Source organism: Vallitalea okinawensis (genome assembly GCF_002964605.1).
Lineage (GTDB): Bacteria > Bacillota > Clostridia > Lachnospirales > PQDH01 > Vallitalea_A > Vallitalea_A okinawensis.
In genome coordinates, this window is record NZ_PQDH01000003.1 from 205,812 (window position 1) to 230,064 (window position 24,253).

Sequence of the window (24,253 nt, forward strand, 5' to 3'; positions counted from 1 at the left end):
TATTAGCTATGCCCTAAATATTATACAAAAGATTTAATACCTTAATTAACGAACACATTCAGCACCTTTTTGTAGTGCTTCTCTATTAATTGGGACCAAATGAGCTTTTGATTCTCCTAGTACTTTTTTGAGAGCTTCTAAAACAGATTCAACAGTAACAGTCTTTGTTAGCTCTAAGAAAGCTCCTAACATAACCATATTCGCTATTTTAGCATTTCCTAATTCAACTGCTATATCATTTGCAGGAATATAATGTACCTTAATATCATCTCTCTCAGCTTTTTTTTCAATAAGTGAACTGTTGACTATTAATAAACCATCTTTTCTAACTTCTTTTTCAAATTTATCTAAGGAAGGTAAATTTAAAGCCATAACTGTAGTAGCTTCTGTTATAATTGGTGATGCAACCATATGATCGGATACGATAACATTACAGTTAGCAGTACCTCCACGCATCTCAGGTCCATAAGAAGGTAACCAAGAAACTTCTTTGTCTTCCTTCATACCTGCATAAGTTAACATCTGGCCGATAGACATAACCCCTTGACCACCAAAACCAGCAATGATCACTTTTTCAGTCATTTTATTCTCCCTCCTTATATACACCTAATGGATAGAATGGCATCATATTTTCTTTTAACCATCCAAGTGATTCGATAGGAGTCATTCCCCAGTTAGTTGGACATGTAGAAAGGACTTCAACCATTGAGAAACCTTTTTTATTAACTTGATTCTCAAATGCTTTTTTAATAGCTTTTTTGGCTTGGCGGATATGCTTGACATCATGTACAGATACACGCTCAATATAATGTACACCTTCAAGTGTTGCTAACATTTCTGACATTTTGATCGGATAACCAGCTTGAGCTGCGTCACGACCATATGGTGATGTGGTTGTGACTTGACCTAATAAAGTCGTAGGAGCCATTTGACCACCTGTCATACCATAAATAGCGTTATTGATAAAGATAACGGTAATGTTCTCACCTCTTGCAGCAGCATGAACAATTTCAGCTGTACCGATTGAAGCTAAGTCTCCATCACCTTGATAAGTAAATACAATGTTATCTGGTAAAACACGTTTTACGCCTGTAGCAACTGCTGGAGCTCTACCATGAGCAGCTTCATGCATATCACAGTTAAAATATTCGTAGGCGAATACAGAGCATCCTACTGGCGCAACACCAACAGCTTTGTCTAAGACATTAAGTTCTTCTAAACTTTCACCAACTAATTTATGAGCAATACCATGGGTACAACCTGGACAATAATGCATGGTATTATCTGTTAATCCTTTAGTTTTTTCATATACAACAGCCATTTACATTACCTCCCCCATGATTGTTTCTAATTTCTCTAAAATACCGTCTGGAGTAGGTACCATACCGCCTGTACGTCCATAGAAATGAACTGGCTTTCTTCCTTCTACTCCTAATCTTACATCCTCAACCATCTGTCCTTTACTCATTTCTACAGTTAAAAAAGCTTTAACATGTTCTTTCTCAGCCCATTTTTGCATTTCATCATAAGGGAAAGGCCAAACCGTAATAGGACGAATCAAACCAACTTTTAAACCTTTTTCTGCTGCAGCTTCAATGACACTTTTTACAATACGAGCAGTTGTACCATATGCAGCAACGATGATATCGGCATCTTCACAATTATATGCCTCTACTCTAGTCTCATTCTTTTTAATAACTTCATATTTATCAAAGGTTCTATCAACCATTTTTTCTAATTCTTCAGGATCTATATGAAGAGAATTAATAATATTTCTTGGGCGTGAGCCATCGCAGCCTGTAGTAGCCCAATCTTTTTCAGGTAATTCTCTTTCTGATGGCTTCTCAAAGGATACCGGCTCCATCATTTGACCAAGCATACCATCACCTAGAATCATAACAGGGTTTCTATATTGATCAGCAACATCAAAAGCTTCCATAGTAAGAGATACCATCTCTTGAAGTGTTGAAGGCGCATAAACTACTAAATGATAATCGCCATGTCCGCCACCTCTAGTAGCTTGGAAATAATCGGACTGTGCTGGTTGGATTCCCCCTAAACCAGGACCTCCACGAACGATATTAACAATAACACATGGTAACTCTGCACCAGCTATATAGGAAATTCCTTCTGCCTTTAGACTGATCCCCGGGCTTGATGAAGATGTCATAACTCTAGCACCAGCACCAGCAGCACCATATACCATATTGATTGCAGAAACTTCAGATTCAGCCTGAAGAAATGTTCCACCTACTTTAGGTAATTTCTTAGCCATATATGCGGGAATTTCATTTTGTGGTGTAATAGGATATCCAAAGAAAAAATTACACCCTGCCTGAATAGCTGCCTCAGCTATGGCTTCATTCCCTTTCATTAACACTTTTTCCATACCTACACTCCTCCTTGAATTAACTCTACTTTTCAACCGTAATTACTGCATCTGGGCAAATGGTAGCACAAAAAGCACAACCAATGCATTTATCCATTTCATCAACTGTGGCAGGATGATACCCTTTTACATTGATCTTATCTTTTGCCATAAGTACTATTTTCTTAGGACAGGCTGTTGTACATAACCCACAACCTTTACATCTGTCTACATCAAATATTACCTTCGCCATTTTAAAACCCCTTTCGTAAAAATATTACTCTTCCCATAGTGGTTTCATATACCTTTTAATTGGAAAAGCTGAATCTCTTAACCTTTCTGGTAGTTCTTTTATGAATTTTTGCTCTAAACAAGTATAAGTAACAGGCAAATTTAAGATCGTGGCAATCTCTTCAACTTTTTCTTGGCCTGTTAAGATATTTTGAATCGTTGTTTCATAGGATAGGTTCGTGTTATTAACCACATCTGTCAATGTAAGTCTTGATTGTGCTTCAATTTTCTTTGCTAAACCTACTACTTCTGAAATATCACTTGCAAATGGTCGGCAAGTATTGATAACGAAATACATGTGATAGTCCTTGTCTTTAAAATTAGGATAATACTGTCCTAATGCCCTTGCACCATCTTCATCTCCACCAACATCAAAGATCACATGTGTATCTTCTCTTTCAAATGCACTGTAAACAGATGCTGGTAATGAAGGTACATCCACATTGGTTGTAGCAAAATTTGGGCAGATCATTTCTACCCCTTGTTCTTCAAGCATTTTTTTAACTTCTGTCGAACGAAAAAAAGGATTGACAATATCTAAGTCCACTAGAACTGTTTTTTTCCCTTTTTTGGCTAATTGCAAACTATAATTAATGGCAAATTCGGTTTTTCCACTGCCAAAGTGCCCTGTAACAATTGATATATCTAAGTTTCTAGGCATTTTATCATACCCCAATCTAAGTAAGAATTTATTATAATCATTTCCAAAATCCTTAATTCAATAATATCATAAACGATTTATTATTCCAAGATAACGCCAAAAACAATATAAATTTTTCTCCCATTCTTTTTCAACAATATAAATTTTTCGTTTAAGGAATGAAAAACAAGCCTTTTATCTTTCATTATACAGTTATAACAACAGGAAAACTTTCATAAACATATATTCGTTAAATACTTAACCATATATACGCTATAAAGTACTATCCCTTTATATATTTTAACCAATATATACTTTGATTGTCAAACTAAATGTTGAAATTCGGAAAAATGCCATCTAAAAAAAGCCACCGATCAACATTCAGTGGTTTTTTTAGTAGTATTGCTACATTTTAGTCTTTGTGCTTGCTCTTCTTTTTCTGAATTCCGCTTCTTTTTCTACTCTTTTGTGAGCCTTGTTGTGGTATTTCACCAGTCCCTATGTTACCTGGCTGACTAGCTTTTTCAATTTTTTGATGGGACATATACGACACTCCTTTTTATGAACTAAAAGACATTACAGTATTTCATTTACTTACGCGTACTTTAGTATATCCCATAGTACCAAAATTATGTCGAATACTAATCACATTAACTTATTTCATGAATTAAGCCCTATTCTACTGTCTTCCCTATAGTTTTTTCTAAACCAACTAAATCATGTACTGGTTCTTGACAAGCATCCTTTGTACACACATAAGCTGTTGTTTGTCCCTCTTTTTCTTCATAATGATCAAGATAAGGAATCTTCTTGCGAATTTCTTCATTCTCATTCAATATGAGTAATGTAAATGGTGTAAACTGTTCATTCATGTATCCAATCATAGACTGACATGTCTCATCACATTTGTAACCCGAAATAATGACTCTATTAAATAACTGTTCACTGTACATTTTTGATAATAATAAAAAACCATGTGCATAAGGCACCTTATTAATATCCGAGCTAAAGGCTTCGATTATCCCCATTGCCTTTTCTTCATATTCTTTCTTATCTAATAATCGACTTAATCGAATGAGTACATAGCATGCAACAGAATTACCTGAAGGCATAGCACCGTCATAAACTTCTTTAGGGCGAACAATCATGGTTTCACTTTTTTCACCATACATAAATAAGCCGCCTTGCTCATAATCCCAGAAATTGTCCAGCATTTTATCTGCATAGTCAACTGCGAGATTTAAGAAATTAATATTAAATGTAGCCTCATAAAGCTCTAATAATCCCCATACAAGATTCGTGTATCCGGTTAAAAATCCATGATGTTTTGCTTCTCCTTCTCGATAACGGGTATATAAATCTCCTTCTTCAGTTTTAAGTTTCTTTTCTACAAACCAAAAAGCACGCTCAGCTGATTTGATCAGGTCATTATCCTTCAATACTCTACCTGCTTTAGCCATTGCAGCAATCATAAGACCGTTCCATGAGGTAAGGATTTTATCATCCTTATGAGGTTTTACTCGGCGTTCACGGTGCATGAGTAGACGCTTATTCATTTCTTGTAATCGACTATTCAAACCTTTATCTTCAGCAAGTTCTCCCATCTCTATCCCTAATAGATTTGGGATATTCCTACTTTCGAAGTTACCTTCATCCGTTATATTATAATAATTGATATATATTCGACTATCTTCAGGACCTAATATGTCTTCAATCTCTTTTTTATCCCATAAATAATAGGTTCCTTCTGCACCTTCACTATCTGCATCTTCAGCAGAGTGATAACCGCCCTCTTCATCTGTCATATCTCGGATAATATATGTGGCAGTCCTCTCCACAAGCTCTCTATATAAATCTTTCTTTGTAATTAAATAAGCTTCTGAATAAGTCATCATCAATAACGCATTATCGTAAAGCATCTTCTCAAAATGCGGCACCAACCACTGTCTATCTGTGGAATAGCGTGCAAATCCAAAGCCCACATGATCAAACAGACCACCTTTATACATACCTTCTAGTGTTTTTTCTACCATTTCTAAGGCATTTTCTTCTCCCGTCAGTTCATAGTACCTCAACAAATACATGAGTTGATGAGGTGATGGGAATTTCGGTGCATCACCAAACCCACCATACACTCGATCAAAATTATTTTCAAAATACCGATATGCATCATCGTAAAGTTCTTGCTTTAATTCTTCTTTACGATGAACCTCCATCCTTTGCAATATATCAATACTCTTGTCGCTTGCTGCTATAACTTTTTCTTTATTACTTTTCCATTGATCAGCTATGGCTTCTAACAGTTCCATGAACCCCATAACACCATATCTTTTCTCTTTAGGGAAGTAGGTCCCTGCATAGACAGGTTTTTTATCAGGAGTAAGAAAAACTGTAAGAGGCCATCCGCCATGCCCAGTGACGACTTGACAGTAATTCATGTAGATAGAGTCAATATCAGGTCTCTCTTCTCGGTCAACCTTTATCGAAATATAATGGGCATTGAGATATTCAGCTACTTCATCATCTTCAAATGATTCTTCTTCCATAACGTGACACCAATGACATGTGCTATAACCAATACTTAGGAAAACTAACTTATCTTCTTCTTTTGCTTTTGTAAAGGCTTCATCTGACCAGGAATACCAGTCTACAGGGTTATAAGCATGTTGTAGAAGATATGGACTTTTTTCATTAATCAGTCTATTAGATTTTTTATCGGCTTTCATGCTATCATCTCCATATTTTTTTCATAGTCAATAATATATTACCCAAAAAAATAATGAGGTATTATAAATAGTATACCTCAATAACGATTATGTGAGTTAAACTAAGAGAAATTTTTGTTTTTGGAGCATGAGCTTTCCTATTTTCGCATAATTATATAAAAAGTTTATTTAGGAGTGTTTTTATGGATAAGTACAGGATTATGACCTTTGACGGCGGAGGCATTAGGGGTGTGCTGACAGCAACTCTTCTAAAAAGATTAAAAGATGAACCTGAACTTTCTGAGTTTATAAATATGACTAAGCTTTTTGCCGGCACCTCTACTGGATCTATCATTGCCTTAGGCCTAGCTTATGGTCTTTCACCAGAAGATCTTGTAGATTTTTATGTCCTTTATGGTAAATACATTTTTACCCCTCGTTATCATAATTATTATAGGCCTAAGTATGATAATAAACACCTCAAAGAAGTACTCAGTATGGTATTTCCTAAAAATTTACGCCTATCAGATTTATCTCACAAAGTGCTGGTACCTTCATTTAGGGTTACAGGTTCTTATTCGAAACCTCATTGGGGTCCTGTCTTTTATAACAATTTACCCGGTTCTACAAATATGGAAGCTCTAGTGATAGATGTAGCCCTTGCTAGTAATGCGGCACCCACCTTTTTCCCTTCTTACAAACACCATATTGATGGGGCAACTATAGCAAACAATCCTAGTACAGCAGCTATAGCTGCTGCAAGAGGTGAACAGAGAAATATAGGAGCCCTTGATGACATGTATCTTTTATCAATCGGTACCGGAATATACCCTCAGCAAATTACCGCTGATACAACTAAATGGGGAGCTAGTCAGTGGGCTTTTTATCCCAAACCACCCTACCCTCTATTACAACTCTTGTTCAATAACGACATACCTGTTAACGAATTTTATAGTTCCCAGCTTTTAAGAGAGCAGTATTGTCGCTTAGATTTAGAAATTCCAAAAAAAATTGGACCGATACCCCTGGATGCGTACTCTAAAACACCTACCTTGATATCTCTAGCTAATGATTTAGACTTGGAAATGACAATTAAGTGGATTAAGAATAATTGGTTTTAATGTTAAGAAGATCAGAGTATGGTTACATTTTTTCATATTATCTTCTTATTTATTCTGTGAGACAAGAAATAAATATACATATGACATGTTTCAAGAAAAATAGTACTAAATAAATAGTTTCTCCATGTATCTTTAACAGTGGATTAGATAGTATGCATATAAATAGAAAAGGGATAACGTAATAGCTTGTACGTACTAAAAGAGTCATTATTGGCTCTTACTTTATTATCCGATACTTTAGTATAATGACCTAATGACATGTGCTATAACCACTACTTAAGAAAACTTGCTTATCTTCAGCTTTTGTTTTTTAAAGGCTTCATCTGACCAGGAATACCAGTCTACTGGGTTATAAGTATGTTGTAGAAGGGACTTTTTTTAACAAAGATGTTTCTTCTATTTTTCCTGAACTAATGCAGCCATTCTCCCGTTGCTGGTAGTCGCTTTAACTTCATTAGCTCCAGATGGAGATGTAGCTTCAACTTGTATTGGGTTTACTAAAACAAAATATTCAATGCATCTAGAACAGCAGGTAAGACATTCACAGAAGTCAAACCCAAAGGAAGTCGTTTCAGAACGAGTCCCTCCCACACTCAACGTAGTAAGCTTTTGAAACAACCAAACACCCAACGATAATGGCTCTCTACCGTCACATGAACTAAATAACTCATATCTTAATCTGACAATCCCACTGACTCCCATTTCTGATGCTATTTCAAACTTAACCGCACTTGAAAATTCAATATTCACTATAGGATGGCATAGCTTGCTAGCATCTATAGTTACGTTAGCTATCTGAAATGGCTGATTATTAGATAATGGAGTAAATGTCCTACTTCCATTTCCTTCACCACATTCAAGTAGAGTTTTTTTCTCTCTAATTGAATAATCTATAACGTCACAGTGTTCCAACTATAAAACCTCCTTTATTTTTTCAAGACTTATTTACCTTTCTTATGTTAATACGAACTTTACTAGACATGGATTAATCACTAGAAGATTGTGCTATTGCAGTTATTCTAGCATTATCAATTGTTACTGGTATACCTGAGAATAGAAGCGGTCTCACAACGACAAAATACTGGCAGCAACCAGGATATTTTACACAATCACAAAAGTTAAAGTTAAATGCTATTTTCTCAACAGAAGTATCAGTTGATCCACCAGTATCTCTTCTCTCAAATACCCAATTCCCAAGTAGCACAGGTGCTTCATTATCGCATACCCTGAATAATTCAAAACGAAATTGGTTTTCAATACCAGAACCACCTGAGAAAAAAGAAATTATACTAGAAAAATCAATTAGAACTTTAGGTTTTATTAAATGAGATAGGTCAATTGTAACATGGGCTATTTGTGCCTGCGGGTCATTCTGAAGCAAAAACTCTATACCACTGCCCTGCCCACATGCTAATATGATACCTTTTGATTTATTTGTACTACAGGTTTCATAGTCTTCATGTCTGTCCTTATTTATCATGCATTAAAGCCTCCTTTTTATCATTGATTGACTTACCTTTGCAAAGATTATGCCTAATCATTATTTAACTAATTTCTTGAAGATTGAGCTAAGGCTGTTATTTGACCATTAAAGACAATTGCACTGGCACCGGATATTTCAATGGGAGTAACAGTTATAAAATAGTCACAACATCTCTGAGAAGTCATGCAATCACAAGTTATAAAACCAAAAGTATCCTCTGTACTTGCATTGACTGCTAGGTCGCCATTAATCTTTTCATACACCTGTAAGTTACATGATATAGGGCTGCCTTCTCCGCATCCCTTAAACAGTTCATACTTCAAACGAATTGTTGCGTCAGGTTCTCCTTCAAATCTTACTGAACTTGAAAATTTTATCAGTACATTTGGTTTCTTTAAAGAGGTAGTATCAATTGTTACACGGGCTATTTGAAAAGGAGTGTCATCAGATGAAGCAAAGATTCTCCTTCCAGTCCCCCTGCCACACTCCAGTAGTATGCTTTTTGCTGTTTGGTGCTGTGGTTTACATTCAGAGAATTCTCTATCTGTTTTACAGCATTCATTGTCATTATTACCATTAAAATATGTCACTTTTATTCCTCCCTTTTAAGTTTTCGTTCTATATGACTCATGTATATTCTAAAAAATTATACCTAATAATTTCAGCACTTTGACAACATGGACAATCCATTTACACTATATTATATGTCCTATATTGAATCAGTGATAACTTTAAGGAAGTCATTTATGCAAAAAAAATATGCCAAGTATATAATGCAAAAAAATAATGAGGTGTTAATGACTATATACCTCATTGTTTGACTATTGACTTTCTATTTAATACACCATTATACTTCTTGACCTAATGCTGCTATCCCACCATTACCGACCGTTACTGTAGCGGCTTCGATTATAACCGGTGTGACTGTCACATAATACTCATAATAGCCTGAACAAGTTACGTAATCACAAAACGTAAAATTTATTGCTTTTGTAGATTTCTCAATATTTCTTGATCTGAATGTCGTCACAGGCCATGTCCCCACCGTTATTGGTCTTCCATTATCACTTACTCTATATAAATCATATCGTAATTGAACAGTCCTAGATCCATCAAGTATTCTATTAATACTTATGGTACTTGAAAACTCAATATTTACCATAGGCTTGATTAAGCATGAGGCATCTAAGGTCACATGCGCTAATTGAAAGTGAGGATCTTCTGATGAAGTAAACGTTCTAATTCCTGTCCCTTGACCACATGCGAGTAATATTTTTTTAGGTTTTGGACTCTTCGTATTGGTGCGGCTATCATTGCAACTATCATCTAGGCTTTTGTAATTAACTTTTTCAACAGAATCTCCAGATGATTGGTTAAGAGCAACTATCCTAGCATCGTCAACCGTTAAGTCATCAAAAACATTTCCAATAGTTATGTCAATAGGCTCAACCGTTATAAAATAGTCGTAAAAATCTGAAGGCGCACTATGCTCACAGTAAATAAAATCAAAGCTCTCAGTAAATTCTACAGCATCGCCAACTCCTGTTCTTTCAAATACCCAGGTTCCACATGATATAGGTTCTCCATTCCTACAACTTCTCAATAATTCAAATTGAAGTAGGAGATTATTTACTGAAAAGCCCGTTTTAATATTAATCGAAAAATTTATTATAGATTTAGGCTTATATAAGCAGGTAGTATCTGTGCTAATATGAGCTACTTCAACTGGTGGTTGAGGTTCATTCTCTCTAAAAACTACACTTCCGTTTCCTTGCCCGCATACAAGTAAAATTTCCTTAAGATCTTGATGTGGATGTTTAGACTTATCATCAATTTTCTTGTCAACTAGTTTATAATTCTCTTTATTAGAATCACTTAAATTTTGAGATAATGCAGCTATTCTCCCATTACTAACCGTTGCCGTTGCGTTAATTATTTCAACAGGTGTTACAGCTACAAAATAGTCACAGTATCTAGGATAATTCATGCATTCACAAAAGGTAAAACTAAATGATTCTTGTTGGTTCTCAATGGCCCCGGATTCAAAATTAACTTTTTCAAACAACCAAGTACCTAAAGATATGGGTTCTTGGTCATCATCTAATCTAAACAATTCGTATAGCAATTGAACTGTTGCCACAGCATCTAACCTTTCTACCCTAACTTGACTAGAAAATCTTATTAATACCTCAGGTCTTTTTAGACAAGTGGTATCGAGGGTGACATGAACTAATTGAAATGATGTATCACTGTTAGATGTAAAGGTTCTGCTTCCAGCTCCCTCTCCACATTCTAGAATTATTTTACTTGGTCTAGGGTGTTCACAAACTTTAGGATTACTACGATTTTTAGAGTGTTTATGTCTTTTTTTTGCCACTTTATTTCTCCCCATCTCCAAAACTTAAACATCTTATAATTCAATTTTTACTACAGTATATGTTGTTTAATTTAATCAGTGATGGTTTGCTATCGCAACAAGTACCATATCAAGATATAAAAGTTCACGGCTATATAGAGTTGATTTCAAAAAAGCTTTTAGAATCTTCTTAGGATAAGTAACTACCTTATCTTCTTATTCTTCGATTCTTGTGAAGATATCATTTAAGTGATAAACTATAAAGTAAATCACCTAACACCATTACTAATGAACCATGAGTAAAATAATTTATGGAGGTAATTGAAACATGGAAGACAATAATACTTTACAAATGGATTCCTACAGTGAAAATCAAAGTTTAAGAACCGCTCTCCAAACATATCCTCAATTATCTGGACAAGTCACAACATTTTATAGTAGCGGAGGAGCTGAAAGAGCTAAAAACTTAAAGAATTTCATAGAAGAAATGATGAATGACTACAAACAGTACTTTCCCGTCCAATTCGATTTACATATGATGATTCTTAAAGAAGATGACTTAAGGAAATTTTGTGATGTTCCTTACGGTTTACCATGGATCGATACAGATAACAAACCTTGGCTCATCTGCATGCCATTTGAACAAGCAGGGGTAATTGTAGGAGGGGCACTTGCATTGAGTCAACAAAACCAAGTTCCTCAACAGGTAAATGATAAATTAAATGATTTAGGAGTATCCTATGAAACAGCATCACGTCTTTATGTTGATCTTATTGGATTTCATGAAGTTGGACACGCCTTCTGTGCAGCACTAGGATTAGAAAATTTAAATCCATGGTTTGCAGAATTTATGGCCACATATTTCTGTTATGGATTTATTAAAGAAAAATACCCCCTATATGCTACTATTTGGTATGAATTTACCAATATCATTTTTAAAGATATTAGTTGTTTCCAATACAAGACCCTTGAGGAATTAGATAATCATTATGATGAAGTTGGGTTCAAAGATCCAGCTAATTATGATTGGTATCAGAAACAATTCAGTAAAATGGTAGATGAAATCTATAAAACCGAAGGCATTGATTTCATACACAATGTTATAAAATTGTTTAAAGATAAAAATCCCTCTACGATAGAAACAAGGACGTTATTACAAAAGAATTACCCTCAATTTGAGAATTGGTTTAATAATTATTAAATAAAGGTCAGGCTTAGAATTCTATAATTCTTGCCTGACCCTTGCTATTTTAATGTTGCAATTATGCCTGCGTGATCTGATGGCCAAAGACCTATAGACGTACGATCTTTCTGTAAATTTCCAACAGTAGCTATGTTAAGTACTTTGAAGTCATTTCTTATGAAAATAAAGTCAATTCGTTCACTTAATGTGGATATTGCATTAAGTAAATCTCTAGCTTGAAAAGCTGTAAATCCAGAACATTTACCGACAATATTCCATGCATCAATAAATCCTGAGTCAATAAATAACTCATAGGTTGGGTTATCATTTCCATCTGCATCAGTGTTGAAGTCACCCATTAGGATTAAGGGAAGATTAGTAGCACAAGCATTCTTTAGTAATTCATTAGCTTGTGCAAGACGCACTTCTGTTGAATCACCTTCTAAATGGGTATTAACTAATCTAAACATTTCCTTATCTATGCTAACATCAACTGAAGACCATCCCCTAAGAACTGTAAAAGGTTGCCCTCCAATAGGAACAACTAAATTAATGCTAAAATTCCTTTCTTGAATATGGGTAAATTTCATTCTAGTATCAGATTTAGCAAGTATAACATCCCTATCCAATAACCCAATAACCTCCCCAGTGCTACTGGGTAATTGATCTCTAAAATTTTTATTGACAGCGATAACATTATATTCTAAGCCAAGCTTTTTTAGATCCCAAAGAAGAATTCTTAAAAAGTTTATAGCACTATTAGCTTGCATTGATTGTACTGTCCATAACGCTACCTCATGTAAGCCAATTAGGTCCGGTCTTGTTTTATAGATTTGAATAGCAATGGATTTTGCCCTTGAAAAAAAATCAGTCTGCTGAACTTGATCAAAAACCTCTGACATTACTTCTGGTATTTGCTCTGGAGTTGTGCCTATGAGTGGGCTAAGATCCGCTCCAAAGTAAATATTCCATGTCATAACTTTGATACAACTTTTTCGGAGTTTTCTTAGAAGCATAAGAGCTTGTCTCCTTTTTATTTTATTATATGTGGTGAATATCGCTTAAGTGTACAATAATAGGAAAGCTTCTCACACTTTGATAGGCATATACAAAAAAAGAAACCAGCTCCCAAAAACCAGTTTCATCTTTTTGTATCTTATAGTCTCTTTTCAATTCTGTATGCCACAGACCTATTTCACTTCAATAATTGTAGTAGATAGAGGTTGGATTCTAGATGTACTCTCTTCAGCGACATTCCTATAGAGAATATCTTCTACCTTCAAATCTACTTCCTCATGTAGTAGAATATCTTGAACTTCTTCTGATAAATTATGAAGGACAACGATACTCTGATTTTTTGATGTCATTTGATAAGCTATGACTTCTGGTCGGTCTGTGTGTAATGGACTGAAACGTCCTGCATACAGTGCTTCATTATTTAGTCGCAGATCAATCATTTCTCTATAGTGATTGTACAGCGAATCTTCATCCAGCTGTTGCTCTTCAGCCGATACCGTTTCGTTATTATATGTTAACGGCTCCCAACTCGTTTGATAATCTGATTCTTCTCCCCAAATGAAAGGTTCTCTTATTTGCTCATCTGGTTTATTCCCCAACATACCAATTTCTTCACCATAATAGATATAAGGTGTTCCTTGCAATGTTAAATAAATGGATGCAGCAAGTTTAGCTTGCTTCACATTGTTACCCAATCTCCCCATCACTCTGTTCTGATCATGATTGGACAAGAATGGCGCATCAATATATTCACTACTTGTTGTCTCAAAAGTCTGTAAAGCTGAATATAAATCATCAACAAATTTATTATTCTTGCCACTCTTATCTGTACCTGTGTTGATCATTGGAATAAGATAGTCTTCACCAACTGAAAAATTAAATAGCATATCAAAACTCTCATAGTATGGTGCAATTCCTTTTGGATCAGTCCATACTTCTCCAACTAAAATGACCTCATCGTTTATTCCTTGGCAGTAGGTTTTAAATTCATTCCACCAATCCAGAGTTGCCTGCCTAATATTAGTACCGTTAGGTTCCTCACCAGGAGCAAAGATATGCATAGCAGCATCACATCTAAAACCATCTACACCTAATTCTAACCAAAACTTAGCAATGTCTTTTACATCATTTCTTACTGCTTCACTATTATAATTTAGATCCGGCATCTGATCCCAAAACAAAGCATAATAATAATCTTCTTTATTCTTAATCCAGACTGGGTGACCCCAGACTCTAGTCTTTAGGTTAATATCCCCTTTTTCCAAAGATGCCCAATTGTAATAATCCTTATAGGAGCTATCTGTTGTTGACGAAGCTTCCTTGAACCATGGGTGCTTCGATGATGTGTGATTGATGACTAGATCCATTATTACAGATATATCACGTTTATGAGCTTCATCTATCAATCGTTGAACATCTTCAACTGTACCGTATTCCGGGTCCACATCATAATAATTCGTTACATCATACTTATGATAACTTGGTGATGGATTAAATGGTGTTAGCCACAATCCAGTAACCCCTAATTCATCTAGATAGTCTAAGTTTTCTGTTATACCGTTGATATCACCGATACCATCACCATTACTGTCAGCAAAGGAGCGTACAAATATCTCATAATAGACACCTTCACTTTTTTCTACCTCTTGTTCTAAAACGCCGCAACTACTTAATCCTATTATAAAAGCTGTGCATAAAAGCACAGCCATTATTTTCTTTCTCAAAGAACCACTCCTAACTCTTTACCGCTCCAGCTCCTAGAGCTTCTGTCATGAATTTTTGACTTAACATGAAGAAAATAGTAAATGGAATAGCTACCAATGTACAACCAGCGGCAAACTGACTAAAAGCATTGTCAGCTTCACCATCAATCATTTCAAATAATCCGATAGCTAATGTCCAGTTCTTTTGAGACTTTAATACAAGTTGTGGGAAGATATAGTCCATCCATGGCGCTGTAAAAGTAGCTATTGCTAGAAAGACGATGATAGGTCTTGCAATAGGTAAGATAATTTTAAAGAAAGTAGTAAAATTACCTGCACCATCAACTTTTGCAGCAGCATCTAGTTCTCTAGGTATTGTATCAAGATACCCTTTAACAAGCCATGTATTATAAGGTATCTGACCAGCTACGTAAATAATGATAAGACCTAAATGAGTATCTAATAACCCCATCTTCCAAATAATAATATACATCGCTACCATACCAGTGAAACTAGGTATAATTTGAAGGACTAACATGGATATCATAGATATTTTTTTACCCTTAAAGCCATATCTTGAGAATACATAAGCTGATAAGGAAGTGATTGCAACAGAAAAAATCATATTAATCACTGCTATTTTAAGAGTATTTTTATACCAATGTAAATAATCCGTTTCAGTAAATAATTTTCTATATTGGTTTAAGCTAAATTGGTCAGGTATAGGATTAATACCTGTACTCTGTAAACTACTTCCTTGATTGAAGGAAGACCCTATTGTCCAAGCAATAGGATATAATACAATCAGAGCGATACCAATAAGTATAGTATAAATAACTAACTGCTTTAATCTTTTTTTCAACATTAGTATTCACCCTCCTTAAATGACTTAGTCTTAGTAAAGTTATAAATTGCAAATGGTGCAATTATGGTAAATACTAATAGTGATAACACAGCTGCCATATGATATTTCTGCATACCATTCATCAACTCAAATATCCATGTTACTAATAAATCAGTAGCTCCAGCTCCACTTCCTGGTGGGTAAACATTGTCTGGTCCACCACCTGTTAAGAAGTAAACGGCTCCAAAGTTATTGAAATTAAATGAGAAAGTCATTACCAATAAAGGTGCTGTCGCAAACATGACCATTGGCAAAGTAATCTTTCTGAATTTTTGTAGTCCTGATGCACCATCAATTTCTGCTGCTTCATATAAGTTCTTTGGTATACTAGTCAAGATACCTGTTAGTAAGAGCATAAAGTAAGGTGCCCCTATCCATAGGTTAACAAGTATAACTGAAACTTTTGCCATCATTGGATCAGATAAGAAAGGTATACTGTTCTCTATGATACCCATTGCTTTTAAGGATAAGTTAATTGGACCAAATTGACCATTCAGTAAGTTTTTCCATACAAGCAAGTTAATCATTTGTGGTATAGCATATGGTAAAATATATATCGTTCTAAACCCTTTAGTAAACTTAATGTCTTTATCATAAAGCATAAGTGCTATAAGGAGGCCCACAAAGAAGTTTAAGAATGTGGCAATAAAGGCCCATATAACGTTCCATGTGAAGACACCAACAAATGCTTCTTTCCAGTTTGGAAGTGAAAACATGTCTATAAAGTTTTGTATACCTACCCAATCAACAAGATTTTTAGGCGGCATATGATAAGGCATAGAATAATTTGTAAACGCTAATAAACAACTGAATAACAAAGGAAAGAACACGAAAAATATAATCATTAATGCTACAGGTGATAAAACAAAGTATGGAAACATATCATTAATAACACCTTTTAATGAATAATCAATATCAATAAAATACTGATCAGTTGCTAACCTTTTATTGATCTTATAAACATCTAGAACGCTATATAAGTATATTGCTAAAATGACAAGCACAACTAAGAAAATAATAAGACCTTCTGCCATTAAGAAAATGGAATGGTCATTATTTTTCATGATCTTCTCACCTGTTACAGTACCTAATGTTACTAGACCATAAATCGCTTTTGCAATGGAATTAAAATTGATAAGTGCAAATATTTCAATAAATATGAAAATAATCCCTTTAAAAAATAATATATGATATAATTCCAAAGCATTCTTTTTTGCTGCTTTAGGACTTTGAGACTTCATCTTTTTAGCCTGAAAGCCCAATAAAATATGACCTAAGCCCATAAACAGTATTGAAAATATAGTCGCTAAACTGATATTCTTTTTCTGAGAACTGGTCTTACCTTTTACAGACATCTCAACACCTCTTTAATTAATATGTGTTTACCTTTGTATTACTAGCTTTAGAGGGTGGCTAAATTAAGCCGCCCTCTAAAAAAGATTAACTCTATATTATTCGTACATAGCTAACATAGCTTCTTTAGCAGCTTCTAATTCTGCTTCAGGCTCAGCACCTTCCCAGATGTTTGTATAAACACTACCCATTACTGTCCAGTATGAACCCATTTCTGGAATAGCTGGCATTGGCTTAGCATATTTTGCTTGTGCCATTACACCTGCAATGAACTCGTCTTCAACTTGATAATCAGTTCTTACAGGAATTTGATGAGTAATTTCAAATCTTTCTTTAGTCATTTCAAGATCAGCACAGAAATTAGCAAATAACATAGCAGCATTAGGATACTCTGTATAAGAACTTACATATAATCCACGTACACCAGAGAAACTTTCTGGGTGTTCACCGTTTGGTAATACAGGTAATTCAACGATTCCAAAGTTTGTTCCAGCATCTTTACAGTCTTGAATAGCCCAAGGACCATTAATCATGTATGGGAACTGACCAGAATTGAAACCTTGCATCATAACATCATAAGAGATGTCAGCTGCAGCAATATCCATAATATCAGTTCTAATTGAATGTAAGAATTTCATAGCTTCAACACCATTTTCATTATCAAAGCCTAATTGCTCTCTATCTTCACCTGACTCGCCAAATAATTTACTACCATAACCACCTAAGAACATGTAATCATAGTAAGCATTTGCTGCTTCAAACATAAGAGCAAATTTATTTTCACTTGGGTTATTATATTCTTTAGCAAATTCTTTAAGTTCATCCCAAGTTTTCACTGGTTCGTCAACGATGTCTTTGTTATAGAATAATGCATATGTTTCAATGGATACTGGGTAACCATAAGTCTCACCTTTATAAGTTACAGCAGTTACAGCTGCAGGTACAAATGTTTCAGCATAATTTGCATTGAATTCAGTGTTAGGAATAATTAAACCAGATTCAACTAATTCTCCTAAGTGGTCATGAGGTGCTGCAAAAACGTCAGCTCCAACACCAGCAGGTCCGTCTAAAGCTAATTTACCTTTAGCATCTGTATGACCAACAGGTTCGTAATTAATCGTTACATCAGGATAAATTTTATTGAATTCTTCGATAGCACGTTCCATGAAGTCACCTTCAGGACCTTCACTTTCCCAAACAAGTAATTCTGCACCATCTTCTGGTTGTAATCCTTCAGGAGCTTCAGCTTCTTCTTTATCAGTTGTCTCATTTGACTCTGTTTTTACTTCTTCAGAAGTGTCACCCTTTTCTTCATCACTAGCACAAGCTGCCAATAAACTCATACTCATGATAAGTACTAAAAACATAGCTAATACTTTTCTTAATTTCATGTTTCTTCCTCCCTAAATTTAAAAAATTAATATTAAAACATTTGTATGAATAAGGTAAAACAAGATACGCTGCTAGTCTATGTACCTCCCTACCACACTATAAAGCATACAAAACGCAATCGGTTGCATGCTGTTAGTCACATTGTATCATGCAACCCCTTGCATGTCAAGAGCACTTTGTGCAATATATATAATCTATTTATTACTCGATTCCTGCTTGATTAATAAATTATTTCATTTTGCCACCTATAATATAATGTTTCATGTAGAATTTAAACCTTTTTCGAAATATATATAAAAATTTTTCACTTTATACTTTGATAATTTTCTATGAGTGCAATTCTTTAACAGAAAAAGTATCTATGCTATTACTTAGTTGAGATCTTTTCTTGGTGGAAGTTTCCTAAAAATGAATAATAGTAAGAAAAAGGACTCTCATAAGAGAATCCTCACAAACTTATAAAACTTGTATTACTTTTTTCTTTTTCTAAATAAAATAATCCATAACGCGACAGTTATTAATAGAGTCATGAAAATATTGATATATAATCCATAACTAAAAATTGTAGAAAGCCAATGAATACCTGCCACGATTCCAATAATTAATGTTCCTAAAATGAAACTTTTACTATCACCTTTTTGTATATCCATTTCCATACTGAAAGGATGTGTATTAATTGATATTCTAAATAATAACATGGTTATAATCAAAAGGTTTAGGAACATTAAAGCTAGATGTCCAAATATAGTAAAATTATAGATGAATAAAAATATCACGCTCAAACCTACATATACAGGTACAATATAGTTAGACATAGCAGATTTATATAATGCTCTTCTTATCGCATTAATGTCTTGTATAGGTAAAGACTTGTATACCCAAGCCCCTTTATAGTTTTCACTATAAAGAAAATTGGTGAACAAAAAGCTCATCATCCAAAAAGAAAAATAAATGAACATAAAAGCTTTAGAGGATTCACTAACATCAAAGCCACTGTTAATCATAAAGATAAATGGAAATCCTAAAGCCATTACTAACTGTGGTATGATTCTTAACTTAAGTTTTCTTTCATGCTTCATTAAGGCTATAAAGAACTTAAAAAAGGTACGTTCTTCTTTCGATGGGCATAGAAGCAATTGCAGCATAGTATTTAGTCGCTCTTTTATAGGGCTGTGTTTTTTAACTCCCCCTACCTGTTCCATCTTATTTAAGTAGCCTTCAAAATAAGGCATAACATACTTTACATGAACAATGATAGCTGTTATTGGAACAAGTATACCCAGCATAGCTAAAACCACTAAACTAGTAGATACCTGATTCTCGACAAAAATTCTAAAATAAGAAGCAAACCAAGCAGATGGTATTAAATAGGTCCACCATTTTGGTTCAAATACCATATCAAAATCAATAATGGTATACATCCTACTCATCAATTGATAACCAAAGATCATGACGATAGTAAGAACAATCTGAAAATAATTAATGATATCTTTTAGTTTTTCTCCATCAAAAAACTTCAAAATTAAAAAGTAAAGTAATGTTGTCAAAAACATGACAAATAGCAAACCCAATACCAATGTAACTATAAATAGTAAACCATATATGAGCCCATACTTGAAAGTACCACCAATTAAAGGAGCTATGGACATGATAAACAATAGTATTCCCACATAATAAATGATGTGCAGTATCTTAGCAAGTGAAATTACACTTGGCTCAATTGGTTTAGTCAATAAAACTGATTTGTCTTTTTGGTCAAGTAATACTGATGAAAAATCTGCGATTAAACTTGACATTAACATAAAAATTATGATACCAAGGCATACATTCATCTGAAAAAATAAATCTATATCTGGTATGATAAATATGAGCAACATAAAACCCATTAAACCATGGGTTAATAAAGATTTAGAAAAAAAACTTCTACTATCTTTTTTTCTATTAGTTGTCATTGTTGTCTGTCTTCTTGCATCCATGGTAAGTTTTAATTGTAATATTTGTCTTAATGACTTATAACATATCCCTTGCTTTTCAAATAAACCTTGGAAACGGTCCAGTACTCTTAGATAAAAGTAATCATTCATACTCTAATCCTCCTTTAGTACTGTCACAAACTGTTCTGCCACAGATTCTTGATTATCAAAACCCGTTAACTGGTTAAATATTTCTTCCAAAGAACCATCTAAGTTTTTCTTACTTAATTCTTCAAATGACCCGTCGGCTGCTATTATACCTTCGTTCAATAGTATAATTCGATGACTAATCTTCTCAACCACGTCCATAATATGTGATGAATAGAAGATAGTCTTCCCCTTCGAAGCAAGATGATCTAGAATTTCTTTAACAATCATTACACTATTAGCGTCAAGTCCACTTAAAGGCTCATCTAAAAAAAGGATATCTGGATCATGGATTAAACTTGCAATAATCAAAACCTTTTGTCTCATTCCTTTAGAAAAGCTTGATATCCTAGCATGTAACTGTTCCTTAATTCCGAATAATTCCATTAGTTGAGCAGCTTTTACCTCAACTTTCTCAGTATCCAATCCATAGATTTCACCTAAGAAAGATAAGTATTCAAAAGCTGTTAAGTTATCATAAATCTCACCATTCTCTGGCACATAACCAATTCTTCTTTTATACTCTACTTGATTTTTTATGTTGTCACCTAAAATGGTTACTTCCCCACTATAATCTTCGATAATCCCCAACATGATTTTTACAGTAGTACTCTTTCCTGCTCCATTAGGACCTATATAACCAATTATTTGACCAGGATATACATCTAAATCGATACCTTTTAACACTTCTGGACCTGATCCATAACTCATTCTTAAATTTTTCATAGTTATGACTGGCATTTTTTCCATCTTCTCACCCCTCTTGGGTAATATAACATATTTATATACCTACTTCAAGAATATCTACCTTAAATTATCGTTAATTATAAAGACATTAAGAAAAGAGTTAATCACTTGGATCAACTCTCTAATTCAATGCAAAATTATATAAACTTAAACTTCTTCAGCCCAACCAAAGGTATCATCAACTTTACCAGTTTGAATGCCTGTAATCGTATCATACACTCTTTGGGATAATTGACCAATTTCATTATTATTAATTACAACATCTTCATCTTTCCACTTTAACTCTCCAATTGGTGATATAACAGCTGCAGTCCCAGTACCAAAAGCTTCTTCAAGAATTCCTGCTTTTGCAGCATCAAATACTTCTTGAATATCTATTTTTCTTTCAGTAACTTTAACACCCCAAGATTTTAGCAATTCAATTGTAGAATCTCTTGTAACACCGGGTAATATACTACCTTCTAATGAAGGTGTAATTACTTCTCCATTGATTTTGAAGAATACATTCATCGTACCAACTTCTTCAACATACTTACGATGAATTCCATCTAACCAAAGTACTTGAGCAAAACCGCCCTTCTTAGCTTTCATTTGCGCTTTTAAACTTGCAGCATAGTTACCGCCTGTCTTAGCGTAACCTACTCCTCCACGTACAGCTCTCACATACTCTTCTTCAACATAAATCCTTACAGGGTTAATCCCCTCTTTATAATAAGCACCTACTGGACTACAAATTACAAAGAATTTATAAGTACTGGAAGGTCGCACACCTAGGAAAGGATCTGTAGCAATTATAAATGGTCTAAGATAAAGTGATGTACCTTCTGCTTCTGGTATCCAATCTTTATCTACATCAACGATGGCTTTAATTGCTTGAAGCATATCATTTTCATCAATTTCAGGGATACATATTCTTTCATTTGTTATATTAGCACGTCTAATGTTTTTCATAGGTCTGAACAGCTGCACTTGACCTTCTGGTGTTTTGTACGCCTTCATCCCCTCAAACATCTCTTGTCCATAGTGAAATACCATTGCTGAAGGTTCAATCTCAAATGATCCATATGGTATAATTCTTGGGTCATGCCAACCTTTGCCTTCTGTATAGTCCATAACAAACATATGATCTGTGAAAATATTACCAAACCCTAGATTATTTGCATCTGGTTTTTGTTTTGGATGAGTAGTTTTTTGAATTGAAATGTTTAAACTCATAGATGAACCCCCTTGGAAAATTTAATCGTCTTCATACTTATCATATATTTTTGCATAAATGCATTTAAAGGTCAAGTCAAATAATGAAAATTAGTGTAATTATTCTTATTATAATAGTTTCTATTCAACAGGTTTCAGTTTAGCTGTGAAATGGCGCAGCACTTTAGGCTCATACTCAAACTCAAACCCTTTAAGCGAACTAGCATATTCTGCGACCTTAATAACACCATCAGCTATATAGTCCATATGATCATTCGTATATACTCTTCTAGGTATTGTTAATCGCATTAATTCTAATGGTGATTCTAAGTTTTCACCTGTCTCAGGATCTCTTCCTAACAAGAAGGAGCCAATTTCTACTGGTCGAATACCACTTTCTATATAGAGTGCATTACAAAATGCTTGTGCTGGGAACTGATGAAATGGTATTTGTGGACATAATTTCTTACAATCAACGAAAACTGCATGACCTCCCGTTGGATATTGAATCGGTACACCAGCTTCTCTTAATCGGTCACCAAGGTACTTTACTTGACCAATTCGATAATGTAAGTATTCATATTCCAAAGCCTCTTCTAAACCCACAGATAAAGCTTCCATATCTCTACCTGCTAATCCGCCATAAGTAGGAAAACCTTCCATAGGTACTAGACGAGAACGACACTCATTATATAGATCCTCGTTATCTTTAATACCTATTAGTCCACCCATGTTGACTATACCATCTTTTTTGGCACTCATCATTAGCCCATCTGCGTAACAGAACATCTCTTTAGCAATTTCCCTAATAGATTTATTTTGATAGCCATTTTCTCTTTCCTTAATAAAATAGGCATTTTCAGCATATCGCGCTGCGTCTAAAAATACTTGTAATCCATACTTATGCGCAATATCACTTGCAGAACGCATATTAGCCATAGAAATAGGCTGACCACCTGATGAATTACATGTTACAGTAATTATTAAACAAGATATTTTGTCAACGCCATGTTCTTTGATGAAATTTTCTAATTTTTCTAAATCAAAATCACCTTTAAAATCATCATACTTGTCTGTATCAAAAGCCTTCTCATCAATTAAATTGACTGGTCGACCTCCTGCCAAAATGACGTGACCCATGGTTGTATCAAAGTGCATATTATTTAAAACATAATCACCTTTATTTTTTATAACCAAAGGTAAGACAACTTGCTCTGCTCCACGCCCTTGATGGGTAGGTATAACATATTTGTATCCAGTAATTTCTTGAACAACTGATTCTAGTTTATAGAAAGATTTACTTCCTGCATAGGACTCATCACCAAGCATAACAGCTGCCCATTGCTTATCACTCATGGCACCTGTTCCACTATCAGTAAGTAAATCTATGTAGATATCTTGGGATCGTAATGCGAAAGGGTTATAGCCTGCTTCTACTAGCCTTTGCTCCCTTTCCTCCCGAGGAATTAGATTGATTCTCTCTACCATTTTAATTCTAAAAGGTTCTGGTATTCTCGTTGCCATTATAGACCTCCTCCTTGATCCATTGAATAGTTGAATTAAACGACTTTGTCACACATCTTCTCATGTAGAAATTCATGCTTCTAATGAATTTAAATCATCTGTTTGTTTTCTACATTATAAGAAAATTATATCATATAAAATAGATAGTTTCA

Annotated in this window: 22 protein-coding genes and 1 pseudogene; 2 read left to right on the plus strand and 21 right to left on the minus strand. The window is 34.4% G+C overall.

Annotated features, from left to right (window positions below; all coding sequences use genetic code 11):
- Positions 1 to 45: 45 nt before the first annotated feature.
- From C1Y58_RS10455 to C1Y58_RS10480, 7 genes are all read right to left on the minus strand, one after another.
- On the minus strand, positions 46 to 582 hold the full coding sequence (locus tag C1Y58_RS10455) for a 2-oxoacid:acceptor oxidoreductase family protein (protein WP_105615988.1): 537 nt from the start codon (positions 580 to 582) through the stop codon (positions 46 to 48).
- A 1-nt stretch (position 583) separates the two neighbouring features.
- Positions 584 to 1,321, minus strand: a complete 738-nt coding sequence (locus C1Y58_RS10460; RefSeq protein ID WP_105615989.1) for a thiamine pyrophosphate-dependent enzyme — start codon at positions 1,319 to 1,321, stop codon at positions 584 to 586.
- Entirely contained in the window at positions 1,322 to 2,389 is a 1,068-nt protein-coding gene (locus tag C1Y58_RS10465) for a 3-methyl-2-oxobutanoate dehydrogenase subunit VorB (RefSeq protein WP_105615990.1), read from the minus strand.
- Between the two features lie 25 nt (positions 2,390 to 2,414).
- On the minus strand, positions 2,415 to 2,621 hold the full coding sequence (locus C1Y58_RS10470; RefSeq protein ID WP_105615991.1) for a 4Fe-4S dicluster domain-containing protein: 207 nt from the start codon (positions 2,619 to 2,621) through the stop codon (positions 2,415 to 2,417).
- Positions 2,622 to 2,645: 24 nt separating this feature from the next.
- The gene (locus C1Y58_RS10475) at positions 2,646 to 3,320 is read right to left on the minus strand and encodes a nucleotide-binding protein (protein ID WP_105615992.1); all 675 of its coding nucleotides are present in this window, start codon (positions 3,318 to 3,320) and stop codon (positions 2,646 to 2,648) included.
- 391 nt (positions 3,321 to 3,711) lie between these two features.
- On the minus strand, positions 3,712 to 3,843 hold the full coding sequence (locus C1Y58_RS27025; protein WP_278286092.1) for a hypothetical protein: 132 nt from the start codon (positions 3,841 to 3,843) through the stop codon (positions 3,712 to 3,714).
- Between the two features lie 130 nt (positions 3,844 to 3,973).
- A complete protein-coding gene (locus tag C1Y58_RS10480; RefSeq protein WP_105615993.1) occupies positions 3,974 to 6,025 on the minus strand; it encodes a thioredoxin domain-containing protein in 2,052 nt (683 codons plus the stop codon).
- Positions 6,026 to 6,207: 182 nt separating this feature from the next.
- Here C1Y58_RS10480 and C1Y58_RS10485 point away from each other — a divergent pair, with 182 nt between their 5' ends.
- The gene (locus tag C1Y58_RS10485) at positions 6,208 to 7,125 is read left to right on the plus strand and encodes a patatin-like phospholipase family protein (protein WP_105615994.1); all 918 of its coding nucleotides are present in this window, start codon (positions 6,208 to 6,210) and stop codon (positions 7,123 to 7,125) included.
- Between the two features lie 276 nt (positions 7,126 to 7,401).
- Here C1Y58_RS10485 and C1Y58_RS27245 read toward each other — a convergent pair.
- From C1Y58_RS27245 to C1Y58_RS10505, 5 genes and pseudogenes are all read right to left on the minus strand, one after another.
- Positions 7,402 to 7,464: pseudogene (locus tag C1Y58_RS27245) on the minus strand (hypothetical protein); the annotation flags it as partial.
- Positions 7,465 to 7,521: 57 nt separating this feature from the next.
- Positions 7,522 to 8,037 (minus strand): DUF4489 domain-containing protein, encoded by a 516-nt coding sequence (locus tag C1Y58_RS10490; RefSeq protein WP_105615995.1) that lies wholly within the window; start codon positions 8,035 to 8,037, stop codon positions 7,522 to 7,524.
- Positions 8,038 to 8,110: 73 nt separating this feature from the next.
- Positions 8,111 to 8,605 (minus strand): DUF4489 domain-containing protein, encoded by a 495-nt coding sequence (locus tag C1Y58_RS10495; protein ID WP_105615996.1) that lies wholly within the window; start codon positions 8,603 to 8,605, stop codon positions 8,111 to 8,113.
- Positions 8,606 to 8,673: 68 nt separating this feature from the next.
- Positions 8,674 to 9,198, minus strand: a complete 525-nt coding sequence (locus C1Y58_RS10500) for a DUF4489 domain-containing protein (protein ID WP_157950046.1) — start codon at positions 9,196 to 9,198, stop codon at positions 8,674 to 8,676.
- Between the two features lie 257 nt (positions 9,199 to 9,455).
- Positions 9,456 to 10,985: a DUF4489 domain-containing protein gene (locus tag C1Y58_RS10505; RefSeq protein ID WP_170311571.1), complete on the minus strand. Its 1,530-nt coding sequence runs from the start codon at positions 10,983 to 10,985 to the stop codon at positions 9,456 to 9,458.
- A gap of 307 nt (positions 10,986 to 11,292) precedes the next feature.
- On the opposite strand from C1Y58_RS10505, the gene C1Y58_RS10510 reads away from it, so the two are divergent.
- Positions 11,293 to 12,165 (plus strand): hypothetical protein, encoded by an 873-nt coding sequence (locus C1Y58_RS10510; protein ID WP_105615999.1) that lies wholly within the window; start codon positions 11,293 to 11,295, stop codon positions 12,163 to 12,165.
- Between the two features lie 44 nt (positions 12,166 to 12,209).
- Here the strand turns inward: C1Y58_RS10510 and C1Y58_RS10515 are convergent, their stop codons facing one another.
- From C1Y58_RS10515 to C1Y58_RS10555, 9 genes are all read right to left on the minus strand, one after another.
- Positions 12,210 to 13,163, minus strand: a complete 954-nt coding sequence (locus C1Y58_RS10515) for an endonuclease/exonuclease/phosphatase family protein (protein WP_207655738.1) — start codon at positions 13,161 to 13,163, stop codon at positions 12,210 to 12,212.
- A 174-nt stretch (positions 13,164 to 13,337) separates the two neighbouring features.
- Entirely contained in the window at positions 13,338 to 14,888 is a 1,551-nt protein-coding gene (locus C1Y58_RS10520) for an alpha-amylase family glycosyl hydrolase (RefSeq protein ID WP_105616000.1), read from the minus strand.
- A gap of 10 nt (positions 14,889 to 14,898) precedes the next feature.
- Positions 14,899 to 15,732: a sugar ABC transporter permease gene (locus C1Y58_RS10525; protein ID WP_105616001.1), complete on the minus strand. Its 834-nt coding sequence runs from the start codon at positions 15,730 to 15,732 to the stop codon at positions 14,899 to 14,901.
- A complete protein-coding gene (locus C1Y58_RS10530; RefSeq protein ID WP_105616002.1) occupies positions 15,732 to 17,126 on the minus strand; it encodes a carbohydrate ABC transporter permease in 1,395 nt (464 codons plus the stop codon). The genes C1Y58_RS10525 and C1Y58_RS10530 overlap by 1 nt, the downstream gene beginning before the upstream one ends.
- Before the next feature lie 96 nt (positions 17,127 to 17,222).
- The gene (locus tag C1Y58_RS10535) at positions 17,223 to 18,515 is read right to left on the minus strand and encodes a sugar ABC transporter substrate-binding protein (RefSeq protein WP_105616003.1); all 1,293 of its coding nucleotides are present in this window, start codon (positions 18,513 to 18,515) and stop codon (positions 17,223 to 17,225) included.
- A gap of 471 nt (positions 18,516 to 18,986) precedes the next feature.
- On the minus strand, positions 18,987 to 20,600 hold the full coding sequence (locus C1Y58_RS10540) for an ABC-2 family transporter permease (RefSeq protein ID WP_105616004.1): 1,614 nt from the start codon (positions 20,598 to 20,600) through the stop codon (positions 18,987 to 18,989).
- Between the two features lie 3 nt (positions 20,601 to 20,603).
- Positions 20,604 to 21,386 (minus strand): ABC transporter ATP-binding protein, encoded by a 783-nt coding sequence (locus C1Y58_RS10545; protein WP_105616005.1) that lies wholly within the window; start codon positions 21,384 to 21,386, stop codon positions 20,604 to 20,606.
- Between the two features lie 144 nt (positions 21,387 to 21,530).
- Complete coding sequence (locus C1Y58_RS10550) at positions 21,531 to 22,598, minus strand: branched-chain amino acid aminotransferase (protein WP_105616006.1); 1,068 nt, start codon at positions 22,596 to 22,598, stop codon at positions 21,531 to 21,533.
- A 120-nt stretch (positions 22,599 to 22,718) separates the two neighbouring features.
- On the minus strand, positions 22,719 to 24,101 hold the full coding sequence (locus C1Y58_RS10555; protein WP_105616007.1) for a tryptophanase: 1,383 nt from the start codon (positions 24,099 to 24,101) through the stop codon (positions 22,719 to 22,721).
- Between the last annotated feature and the right edge of the window lie 152 nt (positions 24,102 to 24,253).